Raw genomic sequence first — 22,326 nt, 5'->3', positions numbered from 1 at the left:
TTATTATTCCTCCAACCTATAGCCGATTTTATAAATTGTTTTAATATTGTCATTTAAGTCTAATTTTCTTCTAATGGAACCAATATGCATATCAACAGTTCTAGTTCCTCCAAAATAATCAAACTGCCATACTCTTTCTAATAACATTTCTCTTGTTAAAGCTACATTTTTGTTTTGTGCCAAAATACATAGTAGTTCAAATTCTTTATGGGTCAAATCTACTATTTTATCATTCTTTTTTACTATTCTCTCTTTTAAATATATCTTTATATCCTTAAACTCTAAAATATCTTTAATTTTTCCATATCTTCTAAGAACAGTTTCAATTCTTGCTAATAATTCTATGGCCTCAAAAGGTTTTACAATATAGTCTTCAGCTCCTAATCTTAATCCATTTACTTTATCAATAACCGAGTTTTTAGCTGTTAGAAAAATAACCGGAACATCTAAATACCTTATTTTATCCATTATAGTAAAACCATCTGCATCTGGAAGCATAACATCTAAAAGTATTAAATCAAAGTGTTCTTTCTCAATAATATTTATAGCTTCTAATCCATTATATACTTCTTTAGTTTCATAATTTGCAATATTTAAATTAAACTTAATTAATCTTGATATTCCTAAATCATCTTCTACTATCAAAATTTTTCGTTTCAGTATCCTCACTCCTGTAATTTTATTCTTATCTATACATAAAAAGCACAGGAAAGCTTGATATATCTCTGTGCTTATATAGAGAGAAACACTACGAGAACTTAATTTATACATGTTCCAAAATGCCAATCTTTAAGGCATTATGGGGCATGTATAAATTAATAGTTGAAGTTGTTTCTCTATAGGAGGATGTGAAAAATATAGGTGTTCTTTTTCGCGGGCCGCTGGTGAGGCTCCACCCGCGGTGTAGGGAAACCTATAGAACACCTTTTTTCACAGCCTCCTATATTATTATATTCAATTCATATCCATAAATATAGTACATAATAAAACATCAGTTATGATGCCGTTCCTTTGTAAGCAATAATAATTATTATAATCTATTAATGTATATGAAGTTTATTATATTTGTAAAGTTTTTGTAAAGTTTATATTTTTATTGACTGTCCGAACAGTCAGTGATATTATATAGCAAAAGGAGGAATATAATGGAGCATAAATTATCTGATAAACGTCTAGAAAAAGGAGAGCAAGCACGTACCCGCATCATAAATGCCGCTATAGAAATCATCTCTGAAAATGGTATAAAGGAACTATCTGCTGCTAAATTAGCAAAGGCTACTGCTATGAGCAAGAGCAATATATTTCATCACTTTAAATCAATAGATGAAATATTGATGGAAGTGCTTAATATCATTTTCCAAGAGCTTCTGGAACCTTTGACCCTGGAATATAAAAATTTAGAAGAATTTCTAAATATAATAGGTCAATCTTCTTACAATGTGCCAGAGGAATATTTAAAAGTATTTAAAGCATTTTTTTCATTCTATCATGAGGGTATGTTTAATGTAGAATATAAAAAAACATTAGCTTCTTGTACTGATCAAATCACTAACCTTATATACAAACAGCTGAAACAATTGTCGTCAGGTGATTCTAATGAAGAAACTCTCTATTCTGCAGCAACCATTATATTATCTATGATGGATGGTATGGGGTTACACTACCTACTTAAAGGAGATAGTTCAAAATATTATGAGGCATGGAGTATTCAAACTAAGTTACTGCTCCAGCTCCTGTCAAATCACTAATACCCAGTTTAATATGGGTATTCATATAAAACTGACCATTCAATCGGTCATTATATTAAATACTATAAAAATTAAAGGAGGATTCTTATGAAATCAGTAAATATACCAAAATTTTTTCATGAAGTCTTTGGAAAAAAATCCACAGTTTTAGAGCTATTCTTAAGTATATCTTTTAGCATAGCAATGAGCATTTTTCTTCTTACCTTCACTTATTTAGAGTGGAAAGATTTTGAGACGTGGAAAATTATACTCATCATGCTTTTAGCTCTAGATATAACTGGAGGAGTTATCGCAAATTTTACATTATCGACAAATAATCATTATAAAGCTCATCCAAAAGCACGATTGATTTTTATACTAATGCATGTTCAACCAATGCTTTTAGCTTTATTGTCATGGGATTACTTTCTTCCTTGTAGCTATGTTTGGGCATATACAGTTGTCTCATCCCTTATAGTAAATGCATTAATCAAACACCCTGCTCAAAAAACAATAGCTGCGGTTTTGGCAGCTATTGGCTCTTGCACTACTTTAATTTTTTTCACATATATACCAAAATTTTTACTCATAATACTACTTTTATATATTATTAAAGTGGTATTCAGCTTTGCAGTGGATCATTACTCTCAAAGAGAGGTATAAAATATGGACAATATAAGTACAAACGCATTAAACAGAGAAATAATAACTTTGAAAAGATATCATGAAGCTCAAGTATTAGATATATTACCAAAGGCCTTTAGGAATGATCCCATGTTCCAATATTTATTTACAGGTGAGACACAGCTGAAATATCTTCAAAGCTTTTTTAAATTTGTATTTTACAAAAGTATCTTATTGAAAGAGCTCCCAATTGGTGTAAAGGAGGATAATATATTAAAAGCTGTTGCAAACATTGAACTTCCTAATAGTACTAAGGGGGCATCACTTCTATTAAAGCCTGCTTTTATATATAGTGGAATAAAGCTATTTTGTGAAATTCCTAAGCACGTTTTTACTTTTATAAATAAATATATGCAGATTACTTCTTCTGTTCGCCCTAAGACACCTCATCATTATTTAGTATTTATTGGTGTTGATATTCAGAATCAAGGTAAGGGCATAGGTAAAATACTTTTAAATCATATACATGAATTAGTAGACAAAGATCCCCTATCTGCTGGCATTGGATTAGACACTGAAAATCCAATAAATGTTAAGATATACGAAAGCTTTGGATACAAGGTAGTTGAAGAAAAAAAAATTGATGACATTACAATCTACTGTATGTTTAGACCAAGAATTCCCATTACATCTCCATAACTACCTCTGATAATGTTTTATTTTTAACCACAAATACTTTATCATACTTTTTCTTAGTGTCTTCAAATATTATATGACTTATATTAACTACTGTTATACCTTCCAAATTCAACAATGTATTTTCTATTTCCCTTGCTATAGTAGAGTCTAGGCTTGCAAAGGCTTCATCTAAGAAGATTATATCTCGTTTCCCCAGTAACCCTCTTGCAATGGCTACTCTACTTCTCTCTCCTCCGGATATGTTTTTACCATTATCTAAAATCATGGTGTCTATGCCTTGTGGCAATGCTTTTACAAAGTCACTTAACCCAGCTCTTTTTAAAGCTACAATTATTTCTTCTTCGCTATAATCCTTATATAAGGTTATATTATTTCTTAAAGTATCCTCAAACAGGAACACCTGTTGTTCCACATTTGATATATTATTGAAGTAGCTTGCCTTTTTTATATCTTTCAGGCTTTGATTATCTATTAGAATTTCGCCCTCTTTTGGAAGAAAGTACTTTCGTAACAGCTTTAGCAAGGTTGATTTTCCACCACCACTAGGCCCTATTACTAAATATTTTCCTCCCTTTTCAATGCTGAAGTTCACATCCCTTAAGACTTCATTTTCATCGTAGCTAAAGGAAACATTATTGAACTCAATACTTTGGTTAAAAGCATTCATAGCTATAGTTTCTACATGATTATCATAGTTCATTAGTACCTCATCCAGTTTCTTGAATATAGGTTTTGAAGATAAAATTTTAGGAAACCACTCTGCAAATTGCATCAATGGACTTATAACCTTGCTCATATTATTAACAATAAGGATGACTCCACCAGTGGTTAGCGATCCCTTAATAGACATATATGCCACCACTGCTAACAAAGAAAAATAAGCTAAATTAATGGTAAAGGATTGTACAGACGAAATATATGTATATATTTTGTCTATAACATATCCTTTATGTTGTATATCCTTGCTTTTTCTATAGAAGTCCTCTTGAACTTTACCATTTAGATTATTAGCTTTAATAATTTGAAAAGCGCTTAATACTTCTTTTATATAAGTAGTGTATCCTTCAAACAATTCACTTCTATGAGCCTGATGCTTTTGAATGGGTTTACCTAGCAGCATGGAAACCCCTGTACTGACAATCCCAATAACCACACCTATGCCCAATGCATAGGGACTTACAGAAGCAATCACAGCAAAGCCCACAATAAAATAAATAATATTCACTCCAACTTCAAATAAAGAATCTATATAACTCATCTCAATAGTATTCATATCATTTGTTAATGAAGATATGTATTTAGAATTATTATCCTTTTGAAACTCATTTATATTCTTATTAAAAACCCTTTCTATAAAAACCCCTTTAACGGAACGAGCTGCTTTTACTTTATACAAGCCTTTCGTGTAAGAGAGCAGTAGGCTGGTTGGTAATAAAATCAATGCCATCACAAGAAGCTTTTTTGCAGCACCAATAAAAATGCTGTTATTTCCTGCAATAGTTGCATCTATTATATTCATAGTATAAATAGAGATTAACCCTTCTAGCACGGCTGTACAAAGTGCCACAGCGAGAGCTATTATTAAAAAGGGCCAAGCTCTCCAAATTGACTTTTTCATAGGGCAACCTCCTCAAAATAAACTTTAGGTGCATGCTGCTTTATATTTCCATCTTTAATTTCTAAAATATAGTCATACTTTTCAGTTATACCCTCATAATATCTATGCGAGATGGCTATTACAGTACTATCAATACTTAAAATAGTATTTTCAACCTTTCTACCAAGCTCTTCGTCCAGACTTGAAGTACCTTCATCTACAAAAAGTATATTGGAGTTCTTAACTATAGCTCGAGCTATAGATATTCTCTGACGCTCTCCTCCAGATAGATTTTTTCCATTTTCCTTTACATCTTCATATATTCCACTTTCTTTTTTAACTAAAAAATCCTCTAACCCTGATTTTTTAGCAGCTTCTAATACTTGCTCTTCAGTAAAAGGCTTAAATAAAGCGATATTATTAAAAATGTTATCCTCAAAGAGAAAAACATCTTGATATATAAAAGAGATATTTTCATTCATACTATTTTCTTTTATATTTTTATAATCTACTCCATCTGCTGATATTTCTCCTTTATAATCATCATAAATCATAGATAGCAACTTGATTAAGGTGGATTTACCAGCACCACTTGCCCCTTTTAACAGATACTTTTTACCCTTTTCTATATTAAAAGATACTCCTTTAAAGATTTCCTTACCCTCATAATTAAAATATAAATCCCTTACCTTAATTTCATCTTCAAAGGAAAAATTTCTTTCCTTATTGAGCTGTGCATCAACCTTCTCATCACTTAAGGTAATTTTATTATATATTTTGGAGGCTGACTTTAATTCATTCAATAAAGGCAGTATTGCAGAAATATGCCATACGCAGCTATTTGACAATTGCAGCATGAAGGTAGCTCTAGTAAAGGACTCACCCTTAGAAATCAAAGTTAATAAATAAAATAGCGTACCCACAAAGATCATATATCCTAAAAAATTAGTTAACCTTTGTTGGGCATCAGTAAAAAAGGTATAACTAAACTTTTTCCTTTCTAATCTAAAAATAGATTTTAAGGATTTTGATAGGAATTTATCTTCTATATTGTTAAGTTTAAGTATTTCCAATCCGTTAAAAGTGTTTGATATATCGACGACAAAATTTTCATTGTATTCTGAAACTTCTTCCTGTAGTTTAACAGTTTTATTTTCGAAAGATCTGCTTATAAAAAAAAGTATTATAGAAATAAAAGCAATACCTAAAGCAAACTTATAATCCATAGTTGCTAATATTATTATAGATGTGATATAAACTCCTCCACAAAAAACAAAGTTTATTAGCTTTAAAAAAAATGTTTTTTCAAAGATATTTATATCGTTTATTAGATTTGATATATAGGAATCTTTTGATTTCTTACTAAAATTTTTATAAGAAGACTTTAATATTTTATCAAAGGCTTTTACCCTAACATCTAAAAGGGTATCTCTCATAAATGAAATCCTCATAAACCTTGACACTATAAACATTATGGATCCCAAAGCTATCATAGCTACTGTAAGTATTACTGCATTTCTAAAATATTCTATACTTCTTTTTTCGATACTTCCTATTAAAAGCGATGCAGCAAAGTTTACTAATATGTGATCTATAACTGGTATAAAGCAAGCTAATAAATAAAGAATAAATCTTCCCCTTCTTTTTAACAATAACTCTTTCAACAAACTCCCCCCAATTATTTTTTATAATCTCTAAATACCCGTTTTCAGTTTCTTGCTATTCCATAAATTTAACCATATGTAATCTACTTGTAAATTATCATAATATAGTATAGTGAAAATTATAGCACAGGGGAAATTTTGAAACAATAAAAATCCAAGCTTATATACTATTAAAAAATTAAAGCTATGACAAGAATATATTCTAACCATAGCTTTAATTTAAATATATAGTTACATCTATAAAATTGAAGAAGATAATACTTTATCTAGCTCTTTAAAGCTATTATACCCTTGAGAAACTACTCTTCCTTTATCTTCTTTAACTGCAATGACTGTTGGAAAGCTTACAGCACCTATTGAAACCGCCATATCAAAATGCTTAAGAGTCTCTTGTGTTAATTCTTCTGATTGAAATTCTTTAGTAAATTCCTCTTTGGATATATTAAAACTTTCAGATATTTCAATATATGTCTGTAAGTCATTCATATCCTTTCCTTCCACGAAGAATGCATTTTGAAGGCTCTTAAGAAAGCTAAAAGCCACGTCTTTTTTTAATTTTTGCACTAAAACTATGGCTTTTGCTCCTGGTAAACTGTCTAAAACTATATCAGTGCTTTCTAATATATTTTTATTAAATCCCTCTCCAAATCTTTTACCAGTTAATTGTTCTATTCTTACATTATGCTGCTTTATATAATTTCCTAAGCTATTATTCATGACTTTAGCATCATTCCCTACCCACATTCCTCCAGGTAGAATGCTAAAATCATAAACCTCCTTATATTTTTCCTGTATTTCAGTTATGACATCACTAAAGCCATAGCACCATCCGCACATAGTATCCATAATATAATATATTTTTGTATCCATATTTTACACCTCATAATTTATTTTTAAATTTACTCGTTGTAACCATTATAGTTACATCAAATAAATTTGTCAACAAAATATTTAAAACTTTTTAGGATGTAATTCATGAAATAAAGCAATAAAATTGCCAACTGCTTTGCAGCTGGCAATTTTATCATGATTTTGCTGTAGTATTAAAAGTTATTGAAAGCTTATCTTTATCTGAAGGAAGTATTCAATGCCCTTAATAAAGTACGAACATCATATCTGTGAGGAGTAACTGGGCAGATTTTCTTATCTAGTCCTAGCAAGGTGTAAACTGCCATTCTTGCAGCTCGAATAGAATACTCCTCTGTAAATACCATATCCTCAGGTATTTCAACAAATTGACTAATAAATGCAAGGTTTGTAGATCCTTCTGGTACTACCTTTGGACGATCGCTCATAGCACGTGGTTGGAACATTGAAACAATATATGGCATCATGCAAGGAATTACATTTACTATACTGTCCATAATCTCATCATAGTGTTCCTCAAAGTGCAACTGATGAATGAGCTCTGTAAGAATTTCTTCTCCTGTACATTCACGCATAGGCTTCTTCACATAATCACCGATTTTGTCTGTGTAGAGTCCATAGCCCCAGAAAATCGTAGTATCTTCAGGTTGATTCTTAAAGTGAGGCTGTGCTGCCACAACTATAGACATTAACCAACTGGAATCTTTAAAGGTCATTAATGCTCCGCTTCCTGGTTTGTTACGGGAGTATTTTTCAATTAACTTTAAGAATTTATTACCCTTACAAGTAACCGTAAAGGATTCCCAGTTTGATAGCTCAGCATTTCCAAAGAATGGTTTAGGATTACCAAGACCTTCTTTCTTGGCTGCAATTTTTGACCATAATTCTCCCGACATAGGCCTATCAACTACCATCTTAGGTGCAGTATGAAGATCTCCTAAGGTAGCATTATCTGTCATACAACCATTAGTTACTATACATAAATCCCCTTTATTAAGTTGAACTACGCCCTTTTTCCCATTTTCCTCATAATGAATTGCTGTAGCTGTAATACCGTCTCCATCTTCAAAATCTAAATCTGTTACTGTGTATTTTAAGCTAAAATCAACACCGAATCCATCTAAATAAGCCTTTATAGGTAAAATAATAGATTCATATTGATTATATGGTGTTCTTGTTACCCCTTCAAGGGTTTGAATACGTGAAAATTCAAATATCATACGGTTCATATAACGTTTGAACTCAAAAAGACTTGACCACTTTTGAAAAGCAAAGGTTGTCTGCCACATATACCAGAAGTTTGTCTCAAAAAAGTGAGGTGTCTTAGCAAACCAATCGCATATACGTAAATTATCTAGCTTTTCTTCTGGAGCAATCATTAGTTTTCCTAAGGCTATACGATCCTCGTTGTTAAAGCCCATGGAAGTAACATCAAGTACTTCTCCATCCTTATTTATAAGTCTTGCGTTTGCATGAGTGGGATGATCATGGTCAAAAGCAAGAATTTCATCACAGACTGACATTCCTTCATGATCTAAAGATGGTATTGAAGAAAGTAATTCCCAAGTATTTTCGTAAGTTTCTTCATTTAGCATTCTTCCGCCACGACAAATAAATCCATCCGCTGCATTTCCTGCACCATCATTACTTCCCCCTAGGATATGCATTCCTTCTAATATATGAATATTTCCACCTGGAAAACCGCAATCTCTTACAAGGTAAGCTGCTCCTGCTAAAGAGGCAAGTCCGCCGCCAACAAAATAAACCTGTTTGTTTTCGTATTCTTTTTTCATATTCATAACCTCCATATATTAATTTATTTTTCCCTGTGACATAAATATACTTCACCTTTTAATTGCTTACTATAGACAATAAAACAGTAGTGTATAAAGTTTATACACTACTGTTTTATTGTCTAAAAATAATATAGTATTTATCGATTTATTTGATATTATTTACTTTCGCCTGTATATATTAAAATTGCATCTCTTAAAAATTCAGCTGTACCAGGCTGTTCCTTATCATAATATGCTTTAAATCTCTCATCTTCTACATACATCTGAGCAAGACCAGCATGTGCTTCTTTACTATATTCATTCCAATAGTAAGTGAGCCATCTCTTATGAAGCTCCGCTGCCCTTTGAGCTATATCACTAGCTGGATCACCGTTTTTAAAAGCTTCCACTAGGGTTGACTTTATTTCCGCTTCAAGACTTGTCACTTCAGCATATTGCTCTTCTGTCATGTTCATGAGCTTTGCATTTGACTTTTCAACTGCATCATTTCCATATTTTTTTCTTATCTCTTCACCATACTTTTTCTCATTATCATCTACCATCTTCTTTTTAAAGCCTTCAAATTTTTCTTTATTACTCATCTTAATTCTCCCTTCTGTTAAAGCTATGGTTTTATCCACATTAGCTATTAAAACATCTAATTGATTTCTTTTCTCCAGGAGTTTTTCTCGATGTTCCCTAAGTGCAGCAGCTCCATCAAAAGAAGGTGCAGTTACTATATCTTTTATGCTCTCTAAGCTAACACCTAGTTCCCTATAAAAAAGTATTTGCTGTAATCTGTCAACCTCTGCTTCCCCATAAATACGATACCCTGATGAATTAATTCTTGCCGGCTTAAGAATTCCTATTTCATCATAATACCTAAGGGTTCTTGTACTAACACCTGCTAATTTACCTAGCTTCTGCACTGTATATTCCATCTTTACCCCTCCTGTTCTTTTTATATTGTACTTAATTATTAACCATTAAGTACCCTACAAGATCAATATACACCTTTACGCAGCGTTAATGTCAATAGCATTTCAAAAAATATTTGTAAAATGAAAAGGTAATGGAGAATCTTTGATTTATAGGAGGATGTGAAAAACATAAGTGTTCTTTTTCACGGGCCGCTCGTGGATCTCCACGCCCGGTGTAGGAAACCTTATAGAACACCTTTTTTTACATCCTCCTATATATAAAGAAATATTAAAAAAGTCACCAAAAGACAATCCACTTTGTTTAACATGCAGAAAAAATTTACCTATACATTTCTAAACAAAAGTGTACTATCAAAAGGCGACTTTTATATTTCAATTATTATAATTTAATTAAGTTAGATGAACGATTACTTATTTCTAATAAGTATTTCATCTATAATACCATAATCCTTGGCTTCCTTTGAAGTCATAAAATTATCTCTTTCCATATCCCGCTCAAGTTTCTCTATTGATTGACCTGTTCTCTCACTATATATTTCTATAACTTTCTTTTTAGTTCTCAATATTTTATCAGCATATATTTTTATATCAGTAGCCTGACCGCTTAAGCCACCTGAAATAGAAGGCTGGTGTATCATAATTTCACTATTAGGCAACGCAAATCTCTTACCCTTAGTGCCGCCAGTTAGTAGGAATGATCCCATACTAGCCGCCATACCAAGGCATATAGTGGATACATCTGGCTTAATATACTGCATAGTATCATAAATAGCAAGTCCTGCAGTGACTGACCCACCGGGGCTATTAATATAAAAAATTATATCTTTCTCTGGATCTTCACCTTCTAAAAACAGCATCTGAGCTATTATAATGCTTGCAGTAGCATCATTTACTTCCTCACTTAAAGTTATGATTCTGTCTTTCAATAGCCTTGAATAAATATCATAGGATCTTTCACCTCTGTTAGTCTGCTCAATAACCATAGGCACATAACTCATAAAAATCCTCCTTTTAAAACCCTATTATTTTATGCAACTTTACAAAATGAGTTCATCATTACTGGAGTTGTAGTGTTTTCATGACACAAGTGTATCTTCTTATATTGTAAAATATTAATCTTTATCTTCCTAAACTCTCCTGGAGAAATCTTAAACATTCTCCTAAAGGCTCTAGAAAAGGCTTCCTGAGATCCAAATTGATATTTTAATGCAACATCAACTATTTTAATATTGCTATCAATTAACTCTTTGGCAGCTTCCGTGAGGCGCCTTTTCCTAATGTATGTCATCACTGTTTCACCAACTAATTCATGAAAAACTCTATGATAATGATACTTAGAAAGAAAAACTTGCTTAGCCAAGTTCTCCAGTAAAATCTTTTCTTCTAAATTACTTTCAATATATTCTATAGAAGCTTGAATTCTTTCTTTATAGTTCATGATACTCCTCCAATCTATGAAAGCTACACAATTTAATTATAGAAACTTTCTGCATAAAAGTCCTGACATTTTTTGCTGAATTTTTATATACAAGCTAACTAATAACTATTACTGGAACTATCATTAAAAGTACTTTCTATTTTATCAAACATTCTCTTTCAAGATCAAATAGTTCTTGATAATAATGCAAGTGCTCAATTTTAGGTGAAAAAAATGAGAAAACATCCCCCTCGCACCTACAGGCATCCTTCTCTACTCCATCAAATGCAAAGCTTAACCGCATTACACATTCTTCTTTGCAGTGTCTGCATGGAGTTGCGCTCAATAGTGATTCTTTTATAGCTTCTGGCCATTGGCAATTATGTATATACTTTTCGATATTATTTAGTTTTAATCTTAGCTTTAGCAATCCATCTTGAGGGTAGTGATAATCTGTTAAACGGAAGTAATCTCCTGTCTCTTTTCCTTTGTGATTTAAAAAAGTGGCTTTGTATATAATATCTTCTTCTATACCTATTGAATAGTCATATTTTTTTATATATTGAAGAAATGCTCTGAAAAATTTAGTATTTTCTTCTCCAATAAGATTTTCAAAATCCGTTAACTCTAAATCTGGTAATGTATTTGTTTTTTCTTCCATAACTCTATAATTTAATATATAGAAATGAGTATTTACATAGCCTTTTGTCCCTTTTAATGAGTACGAGGCTCTTGTACAATATCCTTTAAGCATAGCAAGAAAACGGGATGCTTCTGGATAAGAAACAACAAATTGGTCACACCCCTTTGAAAACTTGTTTTTATCCCAATTACTAAAATAAAATCCCTGCTTCATAAGACTGTTTATTATATAAGCTTTGTTTTTAACTTTCATTTCTGAAATCATATTATCAAATTTTTGGGTATTTACATATAAATCTCCGCTCACAATTTCACCTGACATAGCTAAACAATATAAAATATTCCCAATTCTCCAAACAGATGCTAAAGATTCTCTTGCTTCTTTTGAATGGGTATGGTATTTTTCTACTTCATATAGTGGCAATCCATATGAAATAGGATCGTTGCACACATCTTCATAAATTGATTTCATCACTGTATGAAATCTTTTAAATTCCTCTACCCATTCCTCCTGTGAAAGCCCAAACACAAATTCACTATGAATATTAAAGGTTGGTACTATGGGAACAATCATTTTTCTATAGTACTCGGCTTGCTTCTGCACATAATAAATATAATCCATTTTATCATCTCCATTTATTTTACTCCTATTACCATTATATAGTTTATATAAAATTAAAGTAAATATCTGTAATATAGTTTTGCTGTTTTTTGCATAAAAATTAGACCTCTTTCATATTTAAGAGGTCTAGGTAAATCATTATTTAATTTTGATTTAAAGTACGTTTTAAGAACTCCTTAGTACGCTCTTGCGTTGGATTATTGAAGATTTGCTCTGGAGTTCCTTCTTCCGCAATAACTCCTTTGTCCATAAATATCACTCTATCAGACACCTCTTTTGCAAATCCCATTTCGTGAGTTACTATGAGCATGGTAAGACCAGATTCCGCAAGCTCCTTCATAACCTTAAGAACTTCTCCTACCATTTCTGGGTCAAGAGCTGAGGTTGGCTCATCAAACAGCATAACATCTGGTTCCATAGAAAGAGCCCTTGCAATTGCCACTCTTTGCTTTTGTCCACCTGATAATTGTTTGGGTTTTGCATTAATGTATTGCTCCATTCCAACCACCTTTAAATATTTCAAGGCCACTTTTTCTGCCTCTTCCTTGGAACGCTTTAATACTTTTATTTGCCCTACAACGCAGTTGCTTAGTACATTATGATTATTAAACAAGTTAAATTGCTGGAACACCATACCTAATTTTGTACGATAGGCGTATATATCATGCTTCTCATCTAAAATATTTTCTTCATTATAGATTATTTCACCACCGCTTGGTTTTTCTAAAAGGTTAACGCAGCGAAGAAGAGTTGATTTACCAGATCCTGAGGAACCTATGATACAAACTACTTCTCCCTTATTAACTGAAAAATCAATGTCCTTTAATACTTCATGAGTTCCAAAGGATTTACTTAAATGTTGAATATCAATTACTTTTTCCATACTTTCTCCTCCTTTGCTTTTAGGGAAACAATACGGAAACTTAACTTGTACATGTTTGAAAATCGCAGCTTTAAGCGATTATCGGACATGTATAAGTTAATAGTTGAAGTTGTTTCCCTATATTTATTCTAACCGATGCTTTTTGTCCTACGCAGCATATCCTCAGGAGTCTCTACTTGCATTTGATTTGCATACATGATGTAGTTATCAGGGCCATCTAATTTTCTTTCGATATATCTCAAAATTCTTGTTATTGTAAAGGTCATTACAAAATAAATAACACAAGCAACAAAGAATGTCTCAAAATATCTAAAGTTATTTCCTGAAATTGATTTTGTTTGGAAATATAGCTCTGTTACAGAAATTACATTAAGTACTGATGTGTCTTTTATATTAATTACAAATTCATTACCCGTTGCTGGTAAAATATTGCGAATTACTTGTGGTAATACTACATTAGTCATAGTTTGTATATGATTCATGCCTATGGCTTGAGCTGCCTCAAATTGTCCTTTATCAATAGAAACAATACCACCACGAACAATTTCTGCCATGTAAGCCCCCGTATTAATAGAAACAATAAAAATAGCTGCATACAATCGATTCATATTTACCCCAAAGGCTAAGGCAGATCCGTAATAAATTACCATAGCCTGTACAATCATAGGAGTGCCACGAAATACTTCTATATAAACTGAAAGAATAACGTTGATAGCTTTAAGAATGACTCTTTTTGCTCCTCTTTCGGGCTTTGGAATAGTACGTATAACCCCTACTAGCAGACCAATGATAGAGCCTAATATAGTACCAACCATGGAAATTAGTAGTGTTACGCCAGCTCCTCTAAGAAACATTGGCCAGTTTGTTGAAATAATTTTTACTACCCAATCAAAGCTCATTTTTCTCCTCCTTCTATTCCAATGACTTTTAAATAATAACTATTTAGCTGCCGGTTGATTTTTGATAGCAGCATCCATGATGCTTGTACGATCTTGTTCTGAAACATCTGATAATATCTTATTGATTTTTGCAGTTAATTCGCTGCCTTTTGCAACACCTACAGCAATGGCAGTATCATCATCGGAGGTAGTGAACTTCTCTTTAAATTCTGCCATCTTAAATTTATCATTGGCAGCAGAAGCACTAACACCTTCTGGACGTTCTGACACATAACCATCAATCATTCCAGATTCAAGAGCAACTCTCATAGCTGGGAAATTGTCCATAGCTGGCTGCTTATTTACTCCTTTGATTTGATCTATTACTGAATAGTGGAAAGTATTTAATTGAGCAGTTACCTTTGCTCCTTTGAAATCTTGTATAGAAGTAGCACCATCATATTTACCACCTTTTTTAACCACCATAACTAGATCAGATTTATAGTAGTTGTCTGAAAAGTCTATGGCTTCTTTACGCTCTGCTGTTGGTGACATACCTGCAATGATGGCATCAATCTTTCCTGAAGCTAATGCTGGTACAAGACCATCCCATTCAGTTTTAACTATAACTAATTGCTTTCCTAAGCCTTCAGCAATTTTTTTAGCTATTTCTACATCATATCCACCTGCATATTCTGAGCTGCCTTCAATTTTAACGGCGCCATTGGAAGCATCCATTTGAGTCCAGTTGAATGGTGCGTATCCTGCTTCAAGACCTACTTTAAAAGTTTCAGCTTTTGCTGCTGGTGATTTTGAACCTTCAGAGTTACCTTTTGAAGCACAACCTGTAAAAAGCATAATTGCTGATAAAGACATTGCTATTAATAATGATAATTTTTTTCTCATAATAATTTTCCTCCTGTTTTTTTAATTTAATATAGTATTGAGATTTAAGATGTCTTTTCACCTTTGCCATACTAGCCCATTTTTGATATTTTTAGACATCAAACTCAAACAAAAAAGACCTGAGGTAAACTCAGATCCTAATATGCGTGATTAGTCCTTAAGCCCCTTCTTTTCCCAAAATGAGATAGCACAACTCAATAAACCGGGAAGCTTATTGAGACAGTCCTGCAGTTCTTAACTGCAGACCCAGCAAATAATACTGAGAAATATTATAAACTTCGGCGATATTTCCTTCTCTTTAGCATCATCGCTTCTCCTACTCCACTAAAGACTATTAAACACCGCGCCTCTACCTCACTGTAAAAGTGAGGCCTTATTAAGTTATAGTACATACTATACAACAATATATTACATATGTCAACATAACTATTAATTTTTTTTAATTTTCTCTTCAAAAATTTTTCTCATGTAAAATAACTTAACAAGCTTCTAGCTGCTGGCACTTGAATAAAACTTAACAGCAAAATCCCATAACTTTTTACTTATTATGAAAAATACTATTGGGGCTGTAATTCCCCATAATATCATGATTGTACTTAATTTATTTAAAATAAATAGTGTTCCGAAGTTAGTTATGATAAAAATAGGTACTATAAATACTCCTATAGCCCTGATTATATTATTATAAATGATCATTGGCATATTATTAAAATCCCACATTTGATTTACAATCTCATTTATTCCTCTCGTTGATATGGTCCAGAAAGCAAATATATTAGGAATCAGAAATAGGCTATAAATCAAAAATATTCCGCTTATTGTATAGCCTAAAAATACCAATATATTTATTGCACTTGGCTGTATTCCTGCTCTTATCCAACCAACTATAATCATAGCCCCACCAGTTATAACAGACACTAATGCAAATCCTATATCAGTTCTTCTAAGGGTTGCCATAAATTGCAATGACACTGGCTTCACAATAACCATGTCTAGTTCCCCCGTTCTTACCTGATGAGATAGCATGCTGAAATTGTTAAGAAAAAATGAAACAAATATTCCTGACAATGCACTATATGTGCCTATAAAAATCATCATTTCATCTGGGGTTACTCCATTTATTGATACATCAGCGCTATAAAGTACAATTGCATAGGTCAATTTCACTCCTATATATGCCAATTGGATTAAACATGCCATAAAAAAGTTAAATCTGTATTCCATTTGAGACATTATAGAGTTTTTAACTAGAATGAAATAGAGTTTAGTATATCTTTTAATATTATTTATAAACTTCATTAGAAAAACCCTTTCCTAAAAATATTTTATCGAGATAACCTGGCTTAACACCCAGCAGCTATATACTTTTTCATACCATTTTTCCATAGATATTTTTGTAATAATATTAATATTAATATCCAAGTTAGCTGTACTGTCAGACCTATACCAATATCATCTATTTGAGCCCTGCCATTTAATATATTTATAGGGAAATACGTTAAATAATAAAACGGTAATGCTTTTAAAAGGTATAGCACCTTATTGCCAAATATGTCTATAGGAAATATTCCTCCTGAAATAATGGTAGCAACTACATTTATAGCCAAAAATAATCCCCAGCATTCCTCCATCCAAAATGCTATAACTGAAATAGTATAGGATAGTAAGAATTTAAGTACTAGATCTAAGCTAATTATTAATATAAATAATAATATCTGAGTAAGAGTAATAGATACCTGATCGTTAAATTTAAAGGAAAATAAAAATACAATTATTAAACTAAAAACTATGATCAAGTGTAATAATTTTTCCCCTAGAAACTTAAACAATCTATAAAAAAAATAATTTACAGGCTGTATTAAATATCTACTTAACCCACCATTCTTAATATCCTCATTAATTTCTCCTTCAAAGTTTGTAGATATAAGTTTTGTGATAAGAGCAGATAACACTACATATATAACCATCTGACTATGGTTGTATCCAAACAGCTCACTCTTACCCGAATTTTTAAAGATAGCTTGCCATAGATAATATTGTATTACTATGGGGAAAAAACATGATACCAATGATAGTAGAAAATCTACTCTATACTCTATAGAATTTTTAAATCCTATATTTAAGATTTTGCTATATTTCAATGCTTTAATTTTAATCATCTCCCTTTTTAAAAAGATACTCAATGCATTGCTCTAAGGGCAGGTTTTCTATAGTGAAATCTATTAAAGAAAATTTATCTATAAGCACTTTTGCACAGGATTTTACATTATCATTTAAAACCTCAATAGTGACCTGTTCGCCGTTATTATCTTTTATCTCGCCAAATCTTGTTAACTCCCCTAAATCTCTATTCTCTTCCAGCTTAAACTTAATTATTTTTTTGTTTTCCATGACACTATTCAAATTTTCTAAAAGTCCATCATGTACAATTTCTCCTTGATTTATAACTATGGCCCTTTTACAGAGGCTCTCTATATCTTGCATATAATGGCTTGTTAACATTACCGTAGTTTTGTTTTGCTCATTATAATACTTGAAAAAATTTCGTATTTGTCTTTGGGCTATTATATCTAAACCTATGGTTGGCTCATCAAGGAAAATAACCTTCGGCCTGTGTATCAGAGCAGCAATTATTTCTATTTTCATTCTTTCCCCTAGGGAGAGTCTTCTCACTTGTACTGGTAATAGTTCCTTTACATCCAAAAGCTCTGTAAGCTCATCTAAAGAATTTCTATATTCTTTATCCTCAAGTTCATATATATATTTGTTTAATAATATACTTTCATTAGCTGGCAAGTCCCACCATAATTGATTTTTCTGAGCCATTACCAATGCAAATTGTTTTTTAAATTCATTGCTTCTATGCCAAGGTGTATAGCCTAATACCTTAGCGTTACCCTCTGTAGGATAAAGAATCCCTGATAATAATTTCATCGTAGTGGTTTTTCCTGAGCCATTAGGCCCTAAAAAGCCTACAATTTCTCCTTCTTCTATTTCAAAGGAAATGCCTTTTAACGCCTCCTTATATAATTTTTCTCTATAAAACAGATTTCTAAAGGAGTTCTTTATTCCTTCTTCCTTTTTGTAATAAGAATAGGTTTTACTAAGGCCTTTAACCTGAATCATGCTCATTTTTACTCTCAACACCCTTCATTTTTCAATTTACGAATATTAGCTCCAATAAGAATTCACATTTTGGTTTTATACAATAAACTAAAATTCTCATTTTTATTTTAATTACACATTGCATATAATTAAATTGTAATTATTATAGATTTTATAGATAAAATATATATTAAGAAATCTTAATATTTTCCTCAGTGAGTTCTTAACCTTTTGATGTTATTTTAAAAATGAAATTCAGATAAGGAGACCTTAAAAAATGAGTGAAAGAATATTAATTGTGGACGACGATGAAAAAATTCGAAATTTGATTTCTATTTATTTGAAAAATGAGGGCTATATAACCTTAGAAGCAGGTGATGCCCTTGAAGCATTAAAGATGCTAGGAGAAGATGATATAGACCTGATCATGCTAGATATAATGATGCCTAATATGGATGGTATTGAAGCCTGTATGAAAATACGAGAGGAAAAGAATATGCCTATTATCATGCTTTCAGCAAAATCAGAGGAATTGGACAAAATTTATGGTCTTAGTTCAGGAGCAGATGATTATATAACAAAGCCCTTTAATCCTATGGAATTAATAGCAAGAGTTAAATCGCAGCTTAGAAGGTATAAAAAATATAATAAAGAAGCAAGTACTGATAATAATATAATTGAAGTAGGAGATTTAACTATCAATACGGATACCCGTCAGGTTTATACTGGAAGCTCTGAAGTGAGGCTTACTCCTAAAGAATTTGACATATTAGAACTTTTGGCGAGAAATAAAGGGATTGTATTAAGCGTAAGTAAAATCTACGAAGCAGTATGGAAAGATGATTTTTTAAAATCCGATAATAATGTAATGGTTCATATAACTAAAATAAGAGAAAAAATTGAAAGTGATACTAAAAATCCTATTTATATAAAAACAGTTTGGGGAGTAGGTTATAAGATATGAAAAAAACTATAATTACTAGTAAAATTAGCATCAAACTTTTGCTCACCTTCTTAGTAAGTCTTCTTTTATCAATATTAGCATTGTTGTTATTTAGTTTAATGGGCATTTCTGCAGTTATGCCAGGCCCTTCAGACTTTTTCTTAGCAATAGGTATATTTATACTCTGCTTATTGTTAATGATAAACAAAGAAGTAAAATACATCAAATATATCTCAGAAAGGGTTAAGAAGATATCTAATGAGGATTTAGGCGCTACCATGGAAATCCATGGAAATGACGAACTTGCTGAGCTTGCTGAAAGTGTAAATTTCATGTCAAAGGAGTTAAAATATAGACGTGAAAAGGAAATAGAAATAGAAAGAACTAAAAATGAACTCATAACTAATATTTCCCACGATTTAAGGACACCCCTTACTTCTATTGTAGGATATGTGGATTTATTAAAAAAGAAAGAATACAAAACTGAAGAACAGCTAAATGAATATGTGGATACCATATATAATAAATCTCAAAACCTTCAAATGCTGATTAATGAATTATTTGAATATACAAAACTTACAACTCCAGGGATAAAAATCAATTATAGCAAGGTTAATTTAAACGGCCTACTAGGACAAATGATTGGAGAGTACACCCCAATCTTTGGTAAAGAAAGTTTAATAATTAAAAAAGATATTTCTGAACAGGATATTTATGTAAATGTTGATATTGAAAAAATAGTGAGAGTATTTGACAATATCTTAATAAATGCAAAAAAGTATAGTTCTAAACCTGCTGACATTCATGTAAAACTCTGCCGCCAGAATAATAAAGCAATTGTGTCAATTTCAAACACAACAAATAAAATTTCTGTAGATAATCTAGATATTATTTTTGAAAAATTTTATAGAGTAGATTCTTCGAGAAGAGATGACGGCGGCTCAGGCCTTGGCCTTGCTATTGCAAGAAGAATTGTGGAATTACATGGCGGAAATATATGGGCAGAATACAAGGATGATGTCATTACGTTTTATATTGAACTAGATGCACAGATATAAAAAGGCATTTAAGAGAAATCTTAAATGTCTTTTTTTACACAGTTTTTTAAGAGACTTAAGAATTCTTAATAAATAAATCGATAAAATGTAAAGAATTCCTTTCTATAATAACCTTATAAATAATAAATTTACTAAAAAACATCAATGTAAATGGGATAAATAGTGTAAAGTTCCCTGAGAATATATACTAATAGTATTTGGAGGAGATAAAAATGAGTATTTTAGGTACTTTTGATTCAATAAAATGGCTAACCGTTTTTGAGATGCTGCTCTGTTTATTAAATTTAGTTGTTTTTGTATGGTATGCTATACCTATTAAAAAATATTACAGATGGTTAGACTTTTTACCAAGTTTAGCTGTGATTATAGCTATTATAAATATTATATATGGAGATACTTCGTATTTAGCTATAGTACTCTATTTATTAACAGTAATAGTATTCTTACGTACAGTAAAGAAAGTATTTAAGCCAAGTTATAGCATTCTTGTCCCAAAGCATAGAATCTTACTCTGTACCTGTGGAGTAATACCAATAATATTAGTATTAATGCTTGCAGGTGAAACAAGATACAATCCAATTAGTAACTTAAGTAATATGAGCTACTCTCAGGCTTTTGTAGAGATGAATAAGCGGCTATCCATTGAATACCCTTTTGGAGATTGGAAGAAAATTAACTGGGATGAATTAAAAAATAAATATGAACCTATATTTCAAAAAGCTGAGCAAGATAAGGACAAAGACTTATACTACAAGACTTTAAGAGAATATGTCTCTTCCATCCCCGATGGACATGTTGCCTTGAGGAATATGCAACAGCTAAAAAAGGAATTTGGCGGCGGCTTTGGAATCCGTGCAATTCGATTGGACAATGGCAGGATATTGGTCAATTCGGTTATAAAGGATAGTCCAGCTGATAGAAACGGATTAAGAATTGGGGCAGAATTGCTGACCTGGGACCAAAAAGACGGGAAAGAAGCTTTTAATAATACAAACTGTAACCTGACCTCTGCGGCTACGGATCATGCCAAATTTTATGCTCAAGGAATTTTTATGGTTCGAGCACCTATAGGAAAAGAAATTCTAGTTGAATTTAAAAATATAGACGAAAAAGAAGTAAAAAAAGTGGTTCTTACAGCCTACGACGATGAATTCCAGACCCTAAAACGCCCTTCTGGAAGTAAAGAGCCCATTGAAGGTAAATTATTAGATAGTGGCTATGCCTATGTGAAAATCAGCAGTTTTCCAATGGCATTCTTTTCAAGGCCTGAAAAAGTACTGGAGGAGAAATTGAAATTATTCCAGGATAGTCAGGTAAAGGGGTTGATTATAGATCTTCGTGACAATAAAGGTGGTGAGGACTCCCTAGTTGCTAAAATGGCTGGGTATTTTGTTAAAGAAGAGAGGCTTTATGAATACTCGAGCTACTATAACCGATTTACCAAGAAGTTTGAGATCAACAATAACGAAGTTAGGAAAATAAAACCTGCTAAGCCTTATTACGGCGGCAAAATAGCTATTTTAATAAACAGCCAAACGGCCAGCTCTGGGGAAGGGCTTCCGCTAGTGCTAAAGGGATTACCTAATGTTAAAATTATTGGATTTACAGCTACAAATGGCTCATTTGGAATGGTCACCAGTCCCATTGAAATTAAAATGCCAGAAGGATTTACCATCAGTTTACCTGATGGAAGGTCACTTAATAAGGATAAAGTTATCCAAGTTGATAGTGACCATACTGGCCAAGGTGGTATAGCTCCTGATATTAAGATTCAATTAGATGAAGAAACTTTTAGGAAAAAGTATATTAATGGACAAGATGTTGAATTAAACTATGCCATAGAAACATTAAAATGATAAATCAAACTAACTTAAAAGAGACTGCACAGGCTTCTCCACAACCACAGGTCACATCACAAACTTTAAACCCACTTTTTAACCTATAAAAGTGGGTTTTATATATTTCTTTGAGTCAAGAA

At 31.8% G+C, this 22,326-nt stretch carries 21 protein-coding genes and 1 riboswitch; of the genes, 6 read left to right on the top strand and 15 right to left on the bottom strand.

Annotated elements, in window-relative coordinates:
* Nucleotides 1-3: 3 nt before the first annotated feature.
* Nucleotides 4-660 (bottom strand): response regulator transcription factor, encoded by a 657-nt coding sequence (locus tag BN2665_RS08610; RefSeq protein WP_055667107.1) that lies wholly within the window; start codon nucleotides 658-660, stop codon nucleotides 4-6.
* Nucleotides 661-1,145: 485 nt separating this feature from the next.
* On the opposite strand from BN2665_RS08610, the gene BN2665_RS08605 reads away from it, so the two are divergent.
* The 3 genes from BN2665_RS08605 to BN2665_RS08595 all read left to right on the top strand — a co-directional run bounded on the left by BN2665_RS08605 (nucleotide 1,146) and on the right by BN2665_RS08595 (nucleotide 3,050).
* Complete coding sequence (locus tag BN2665_RS08605) at nucleotides 1,146-1,748, top strand: TetR/AcrR family transcriptional regulator (RefSeq protein WP_055666706.1); 603 nt, start codon at nucleotides 1,146-1,148, stop codon at nucleotides 1,746-1,748.
* An 87-nt stretch (nucleotides 1,749-1,835) separates the two neighbouring features.
* Complete coding sequence (locus BN2665_RS08600; RefSeq protein ID WP_055666705.1) at nucleotides 1,836-2,390, top strand: hypothetical protein; 555 nt, start codon at nucleotides 1,836-1,838, stop codon at nucleotides 2,388-2,390.
* 3 nt (nucleotides 2,391-2,393) lie between these two features.
* Nucleotides 2,394-3,050, top strand: coding sequence for a GNAT family N-acetyltransferase (locus BN2665_RS08595; protein WP_055666704.1), 657 nt, complete (start codon nucleotides 2,394-2,396; stop codon nucleotides 3,048-3,050).
* Here BN2665_RS08595 and BN2665_RS08590 read toward each other — a convergent pair.
* From BN2665_RS08590 to BN2665_RS08525, 14 genes are all read right to left on the bottom strand, one after another.
* Nucleotides 3,037-4,668, bottom strand: a complete 1,632-nt coding sequence (locus BN2665_RS08590) for an ABC transporter ATP-binding protein (RefSeq protein ID WP_055666703.1) — start codon at nucleotides 4,666-4,668, stop codon at nucleotides 3,037-3,039. The genes BN2665_RS08595 and BN2665_RS08590 overlap by 14 nt on opposite strands.
* Nucleotides 4,665-6,311: an ABC transporter ATP-binding protein gene (locus BN2665_RS08585; RefSeq protein ID WP_055666702.1), complete on the bottom strand. Its 1,647-nt coding sequence runs from the start codon at nucleotides 6,309-6,311 to the stop codon at nucleotides 4,665-4,667. The genes BN2665_RS08590 and BN2665_RS08585 overlap by 4 nt, the downstream gene beginning before the upstream one ends.
* Nucleotides 6,312-6,548: 237 nt before the next feature.
* On the bottom strand, nucleotides 6,549-7,181 hold the full coding sequence (locus BN2665_RS08580; protein WP_055666701.1) for a DsbA family protein: 633 nt from the start codon (nucleotides 7,179-7,181) through the stop codon (nucleotides 6,549-6,551).
* A gap of 197 nt (nucleotides 7,182-7,378) precedes the next feature.
* On the bottom strand, nucleotides 7,379-8,971 hold the full coding sequence (locus BN2665_RS08575) for an oleate hydratase (protein WP_195892681.1): 1,593 nt from the start codon (nucleotides 8,969-8,971) through the stop codon (nucleotides 7,379-7,381).
* Between the two features lie 158 nt (nucleotides 8,972-9,129).
* Nucleotides 9,130-9,894 carry a MerR family transcriptional regulator gene (locus BN2665_RS08570; protein WP_055666699.1) on the bottom strand — a complete coding sequence of 255 codons (765 nt, stop codon included), beginning with the start codon at nucleotides 9,892-9,894 and terminating at the stop codon, nucleotides 9,130-9,132.
* Between the two features lie 407 nt (nucleotides 9,895-10,301).
* A complete protein-coding gene (clpP, locus tag BN2665_RS08565) occupies nucleotides 10,302-10,892 on the bottom strand; it encodes an ATP-dependent Clp endopeptidase proteolytic subunit ClpP (protein ID WP_055666698.1) in 591 nt (196 codons plus the stop codon).
* Between the two features lie 29 nt (nucleotides 10,893-10,921).
* Complete coding sequence (locus tag BN2665_RS08560; RefSeq protein ID WP_055666697.1) at nucleotides 10,922-11,332, bottom strand: helix-turn-helix transcriptional regulator; 411 nt, start codon at nucleotides 11,330-11,332, stop codon at nucleotides 10,922-10,924.
* A gap of 136 nt (nucleotides 11,333-11,468) precedes the next feature.
* Nucleotides 11,469-12,575 carry a hypothetical protein gene (locus tag BN2665_RS08555; RefSeq protein ID WP_055666696.1) on the bottom strand — a complete coding sequence of 369 codons (1,107 nt, stop codon included), beginning with the start codon at nucleotides 12,573-12,575 and terminating at the stop codon, nucleotides 11,469-11,471.
* 142 nt (nucleotides 12,576-12,717) lie between these two features.
* Nucleotides 12,718-13,458, bottom strand: coding sequence for an amino acid ABC transporter ATP-binding protein (locus BN2665_RS08550; RefSeq protein WP_055666695.1), 741 nt, complete (start codon nucleotides 13,456-13,458; stop codon nucleotides 12,718-12,720).
* 128 nt (nucleotides 13,459-13,586) lie between these two features.
* Complete coding sequence (locus BN2665_RS08545) at nucleotides 13,587-14,357, bottom strand: amino acid ABC transporter permease (protein WP_055666694.1); 771 nt, start codon at nucleotides 14,355-14,357, stop codon at nucleotides 13,587-13,589.
* 39 nt (nucleotides 14,358-14,396) lie between these two features.
* Nucleotides 14,397-15,242, bottom strand: a complete 846-nt coding sequence (locus BN2665_RS08540) for a transporter substrate-binding domain-containing protein (RefSeq protein ID WP_055666693.1) — start codon at nucleotides 15,240-15,242, stop codon at nucleotides 14,397-14,399.
* Nucleotides 15,243-15,419: 177 nt separating this feature from the next.
* Nucleotides 15,420-15,602: riboswitch (Lysine riboswitch) on the bottom strand.
* 129 nt (nucleotides 15,603-15,731) lie between these two features.
* Nucleotides 15,732-16,541: an ABC transporter permease gene (locus BN2665_RS08535; RefSeq protein ID WP_055666692.1), complete on the bottom strand. Its 810-nt coding sequence runs from the start codon at nucleotides 16,539-16,541 to the stop codon at nucleotides 15,732-15,734.
* Nucleotides 16,542-16,585: 44 nt separating this feature from the next.
* Nucleotides 16,586-17,401 carry an ABC transporter permease gene (locus BN2665_RS08530; RefSeq protein ID WP_055666691.1) on the bottom strand — a complete coding sequence of 272 codons (816 nt, stop codon included), beginning with the start codon at nucleotides 17,399-17,401 and terminating at the stop codon, nucleotides 16,586-16,588.
* Entirely contained in the window at nucleotides 17,394-18,374 is a 981-nt protein-coding gene (locus BN2665_RS08525; protein WP_055666690.1) for an ABC transporter ATP-binding protein, read from the bottom strand. Before BN2665_RS08525 ends, BN2665_RS08530 begins: the two co-directional genes overlap by 8 nt.
* Before the next feature lie 250 nt (nucleotides 18,375-18,624).
* Here BN2665_RS08525 and BN2665_RS08520 point away from each other — a divergent pair, with 250 nt between their 5' ends.
* From BN2665_RS08520 to BN2665_RS08510, 3 genes are all read left to right on the top strand, one after another.
* Nucleotides 18,625-19,311 carry a response regulator transcription factor gene (locus BN2665_RS08520; protein ID WP_055666689.1) on the top strand — a complete coding sequence of 229 codons (687 nt, stop codon included), beginning with the start codon at nucleotides 18,625-18,627 and terminating at the stop codon, nucleotides 19,309-19,311.
* A complete protein-coding gene (locus tag BN2665_RS08515) occupies nucleotides 19,308-20,348 on the top strand; it encodes a HAMP domain-containing sensor histidine kinase (RefSeq protein WP_074042256.1) in 1,041 nt (346 codons plus the stop codon). Before BN2665_RS08520 ends, BN2665_RS08515 begins: the two co-directional genes overlap by 4 nt.
* Before the next feature lie 212 nt (nucleotides 20,349-20,560).
* A complete protein-coding gene (locus tag BN2665_RS08510; protein ID WP_055666688.1) occupies nucleotides 20,561-22,204 on the top strand; it encodes a S41 family peptidase in 1,644 nt (547 codons plus the stop codon).
* Nucleotides 22,205-22,326: the final 122 nt, after the last annotated feature.

Source organism: Desnuesiella massiliensis (assembly GCF_001403615.1).
GTDB classification, from domain to species: domain Bacteria; phylum Bacillota; class Clostridia; order Clostridiales; family Clostridiaceae; genus Desnuesiella; species Desnuesiella massiliensis.
This window is presented reverse-complemented; position numbering and strand designations above follow the sequence as displayed.

What these genes read in the sequence shown, in the direction of transcription:
- BN2665_RS08605 (WP_055666706.1), top strand. Translation starts at nt 1,146, where the DNA reads ATGGAGCATAAATTATCTGATAAACGTCTAGAAAAAGGAGAGCAAGCA.
- BN2665_RS08600 (WP_055666705.1), top strand. Translation starts at nt 1,836, where the DNA reads ATGAAATCAGTAAATATACCAAAATTTTTTCATGAAGTCTTTGGAAAA.
- BN2665_RS08595 (WP_055666704.1), top strand. Translation starts at nt 2,394, where the DNA reads ATGGACAATATAAGTACAAACGCATTAAACAGAGAAATAATAACTTTG.
- BN2665_RS08590 (WP_055666703.1), bottom strand. Translation starts at nt 4,668, where the DNA reads ATGAAAAAGTCAATTTGGAGAGCTTGGCCCTTTTTAATAATAGCTCTC.
- BN2665_RS08580 (WP_055666701.1), bottom strand. Translation starts at nt 7,181, where the DNA reads ATGGATACAAAAATATATTATATTATGGATACTATGTGCGGATGGTGC.
- BN2665_RS08575 (WP_195892681.1), bottom strand. Translation starts at nt 8,971, where the DNA reads ATGAAAAAAGAATACGAAAACAAACAGGTTTATTTTGTTGGCGGCGGA.
- BN2665_RS08570 (WP_055666699.1), bottom strand. Translation starts at nt 9,894, where the DNA reads ATGGAATATACAGTGCAGAAGCTAGGTAAATTAGCAGGTGTTAGTACA.
- clpP (WP_055666698.1), bottom strand. Translation starts at nt 10,892, where the DNA reads ATGAGTTATGTGCCTATGGTTATTGAGCAGACTAACAGAGGTGAAAGA.
- BN2665_RS08560 (WP_055666697.1), bottom strand. Translation starts at nt 11,332, where the DNA reads ATGAACTATAAAGAAAGAATTCAAGCTTCTATAGAATATATTGAAAGT.
- BN2665_RS08555 (WP_055666696.1), bottom strand. Translation starts at nt 12,575, where the DNA reads ATGGATTATATTTATTATGTGCAGAAGCAAGCCGAGTACTATAGAAAA.
- BN2665_RS08550 (WP_055666695.1), bottom strand. Translation starts at nt 13,458, where the DNA reads ATGGAAAAAGTAATTGATATTCAACATTTAAGTAAATCCTTTGGAACT.
- BN2665_RS08545 (WP_055666694.1), bottom strand. Translation starts at nt 14,357, where the DNA reads ATGAGCTTTGATTGGGTAGTAAAAATTATTTCAACAAACTGGCCAATG.
- BN2665_RS08540 (WP_055666693.1), bottom strand. Translation starts at nt 15,242, where the DNA reads ATGAGAAAAAAATTATCATTATTAATAGCAATGTCTTTATCAGCAATT.
- BN2665_RS08535 (WP_055666692.1), bottom strand. Translation starts at nt 16,541, where the DNA reads ATGAAGTTTATAAATAATATTAAAAGATATACTAAACTCTATTTCATT.
- BN2665_RS08530 (WP_055666691.1), bottom strand. Translation starts at nt 17,401, where the DNA reads ATGATTAAAATTAAAGCATTGAAATATAGCAAAATCTTAAATATAGGA.
- BN2665_RS08525 (WP_055666690.1), bottom strand. Translation starts at nt 18,374, where the DNA reads ATGAGCATGATTCAGGTTAAAGGCCTTAGTAAAACCTATTCTTATTAC.
- BN2665_RS08520 (WP_055666689.1), top strand. Translation starts at nt 18,625, where the DNA reads ATGAGTGAAAGAATATTAATTGTGGACGACGATGAAAAAATTCGAAAT.
- BN2665_RS08515 (WP_074042256.1), top strand. Translation starts at nt 19,308, where the DNA reads ATGAAAAAAACTATAATTACTAGTAAAATTAGCATCAAACTTTTGCTC.
- BN2665_RS08510 (WP_055666688.1), top strand. Translation starts at nt 20,561, where the DNA reads ATGAGTATTTTAGGTACTTTTGATTCAATAAAATGGCTAACCGTTTTT.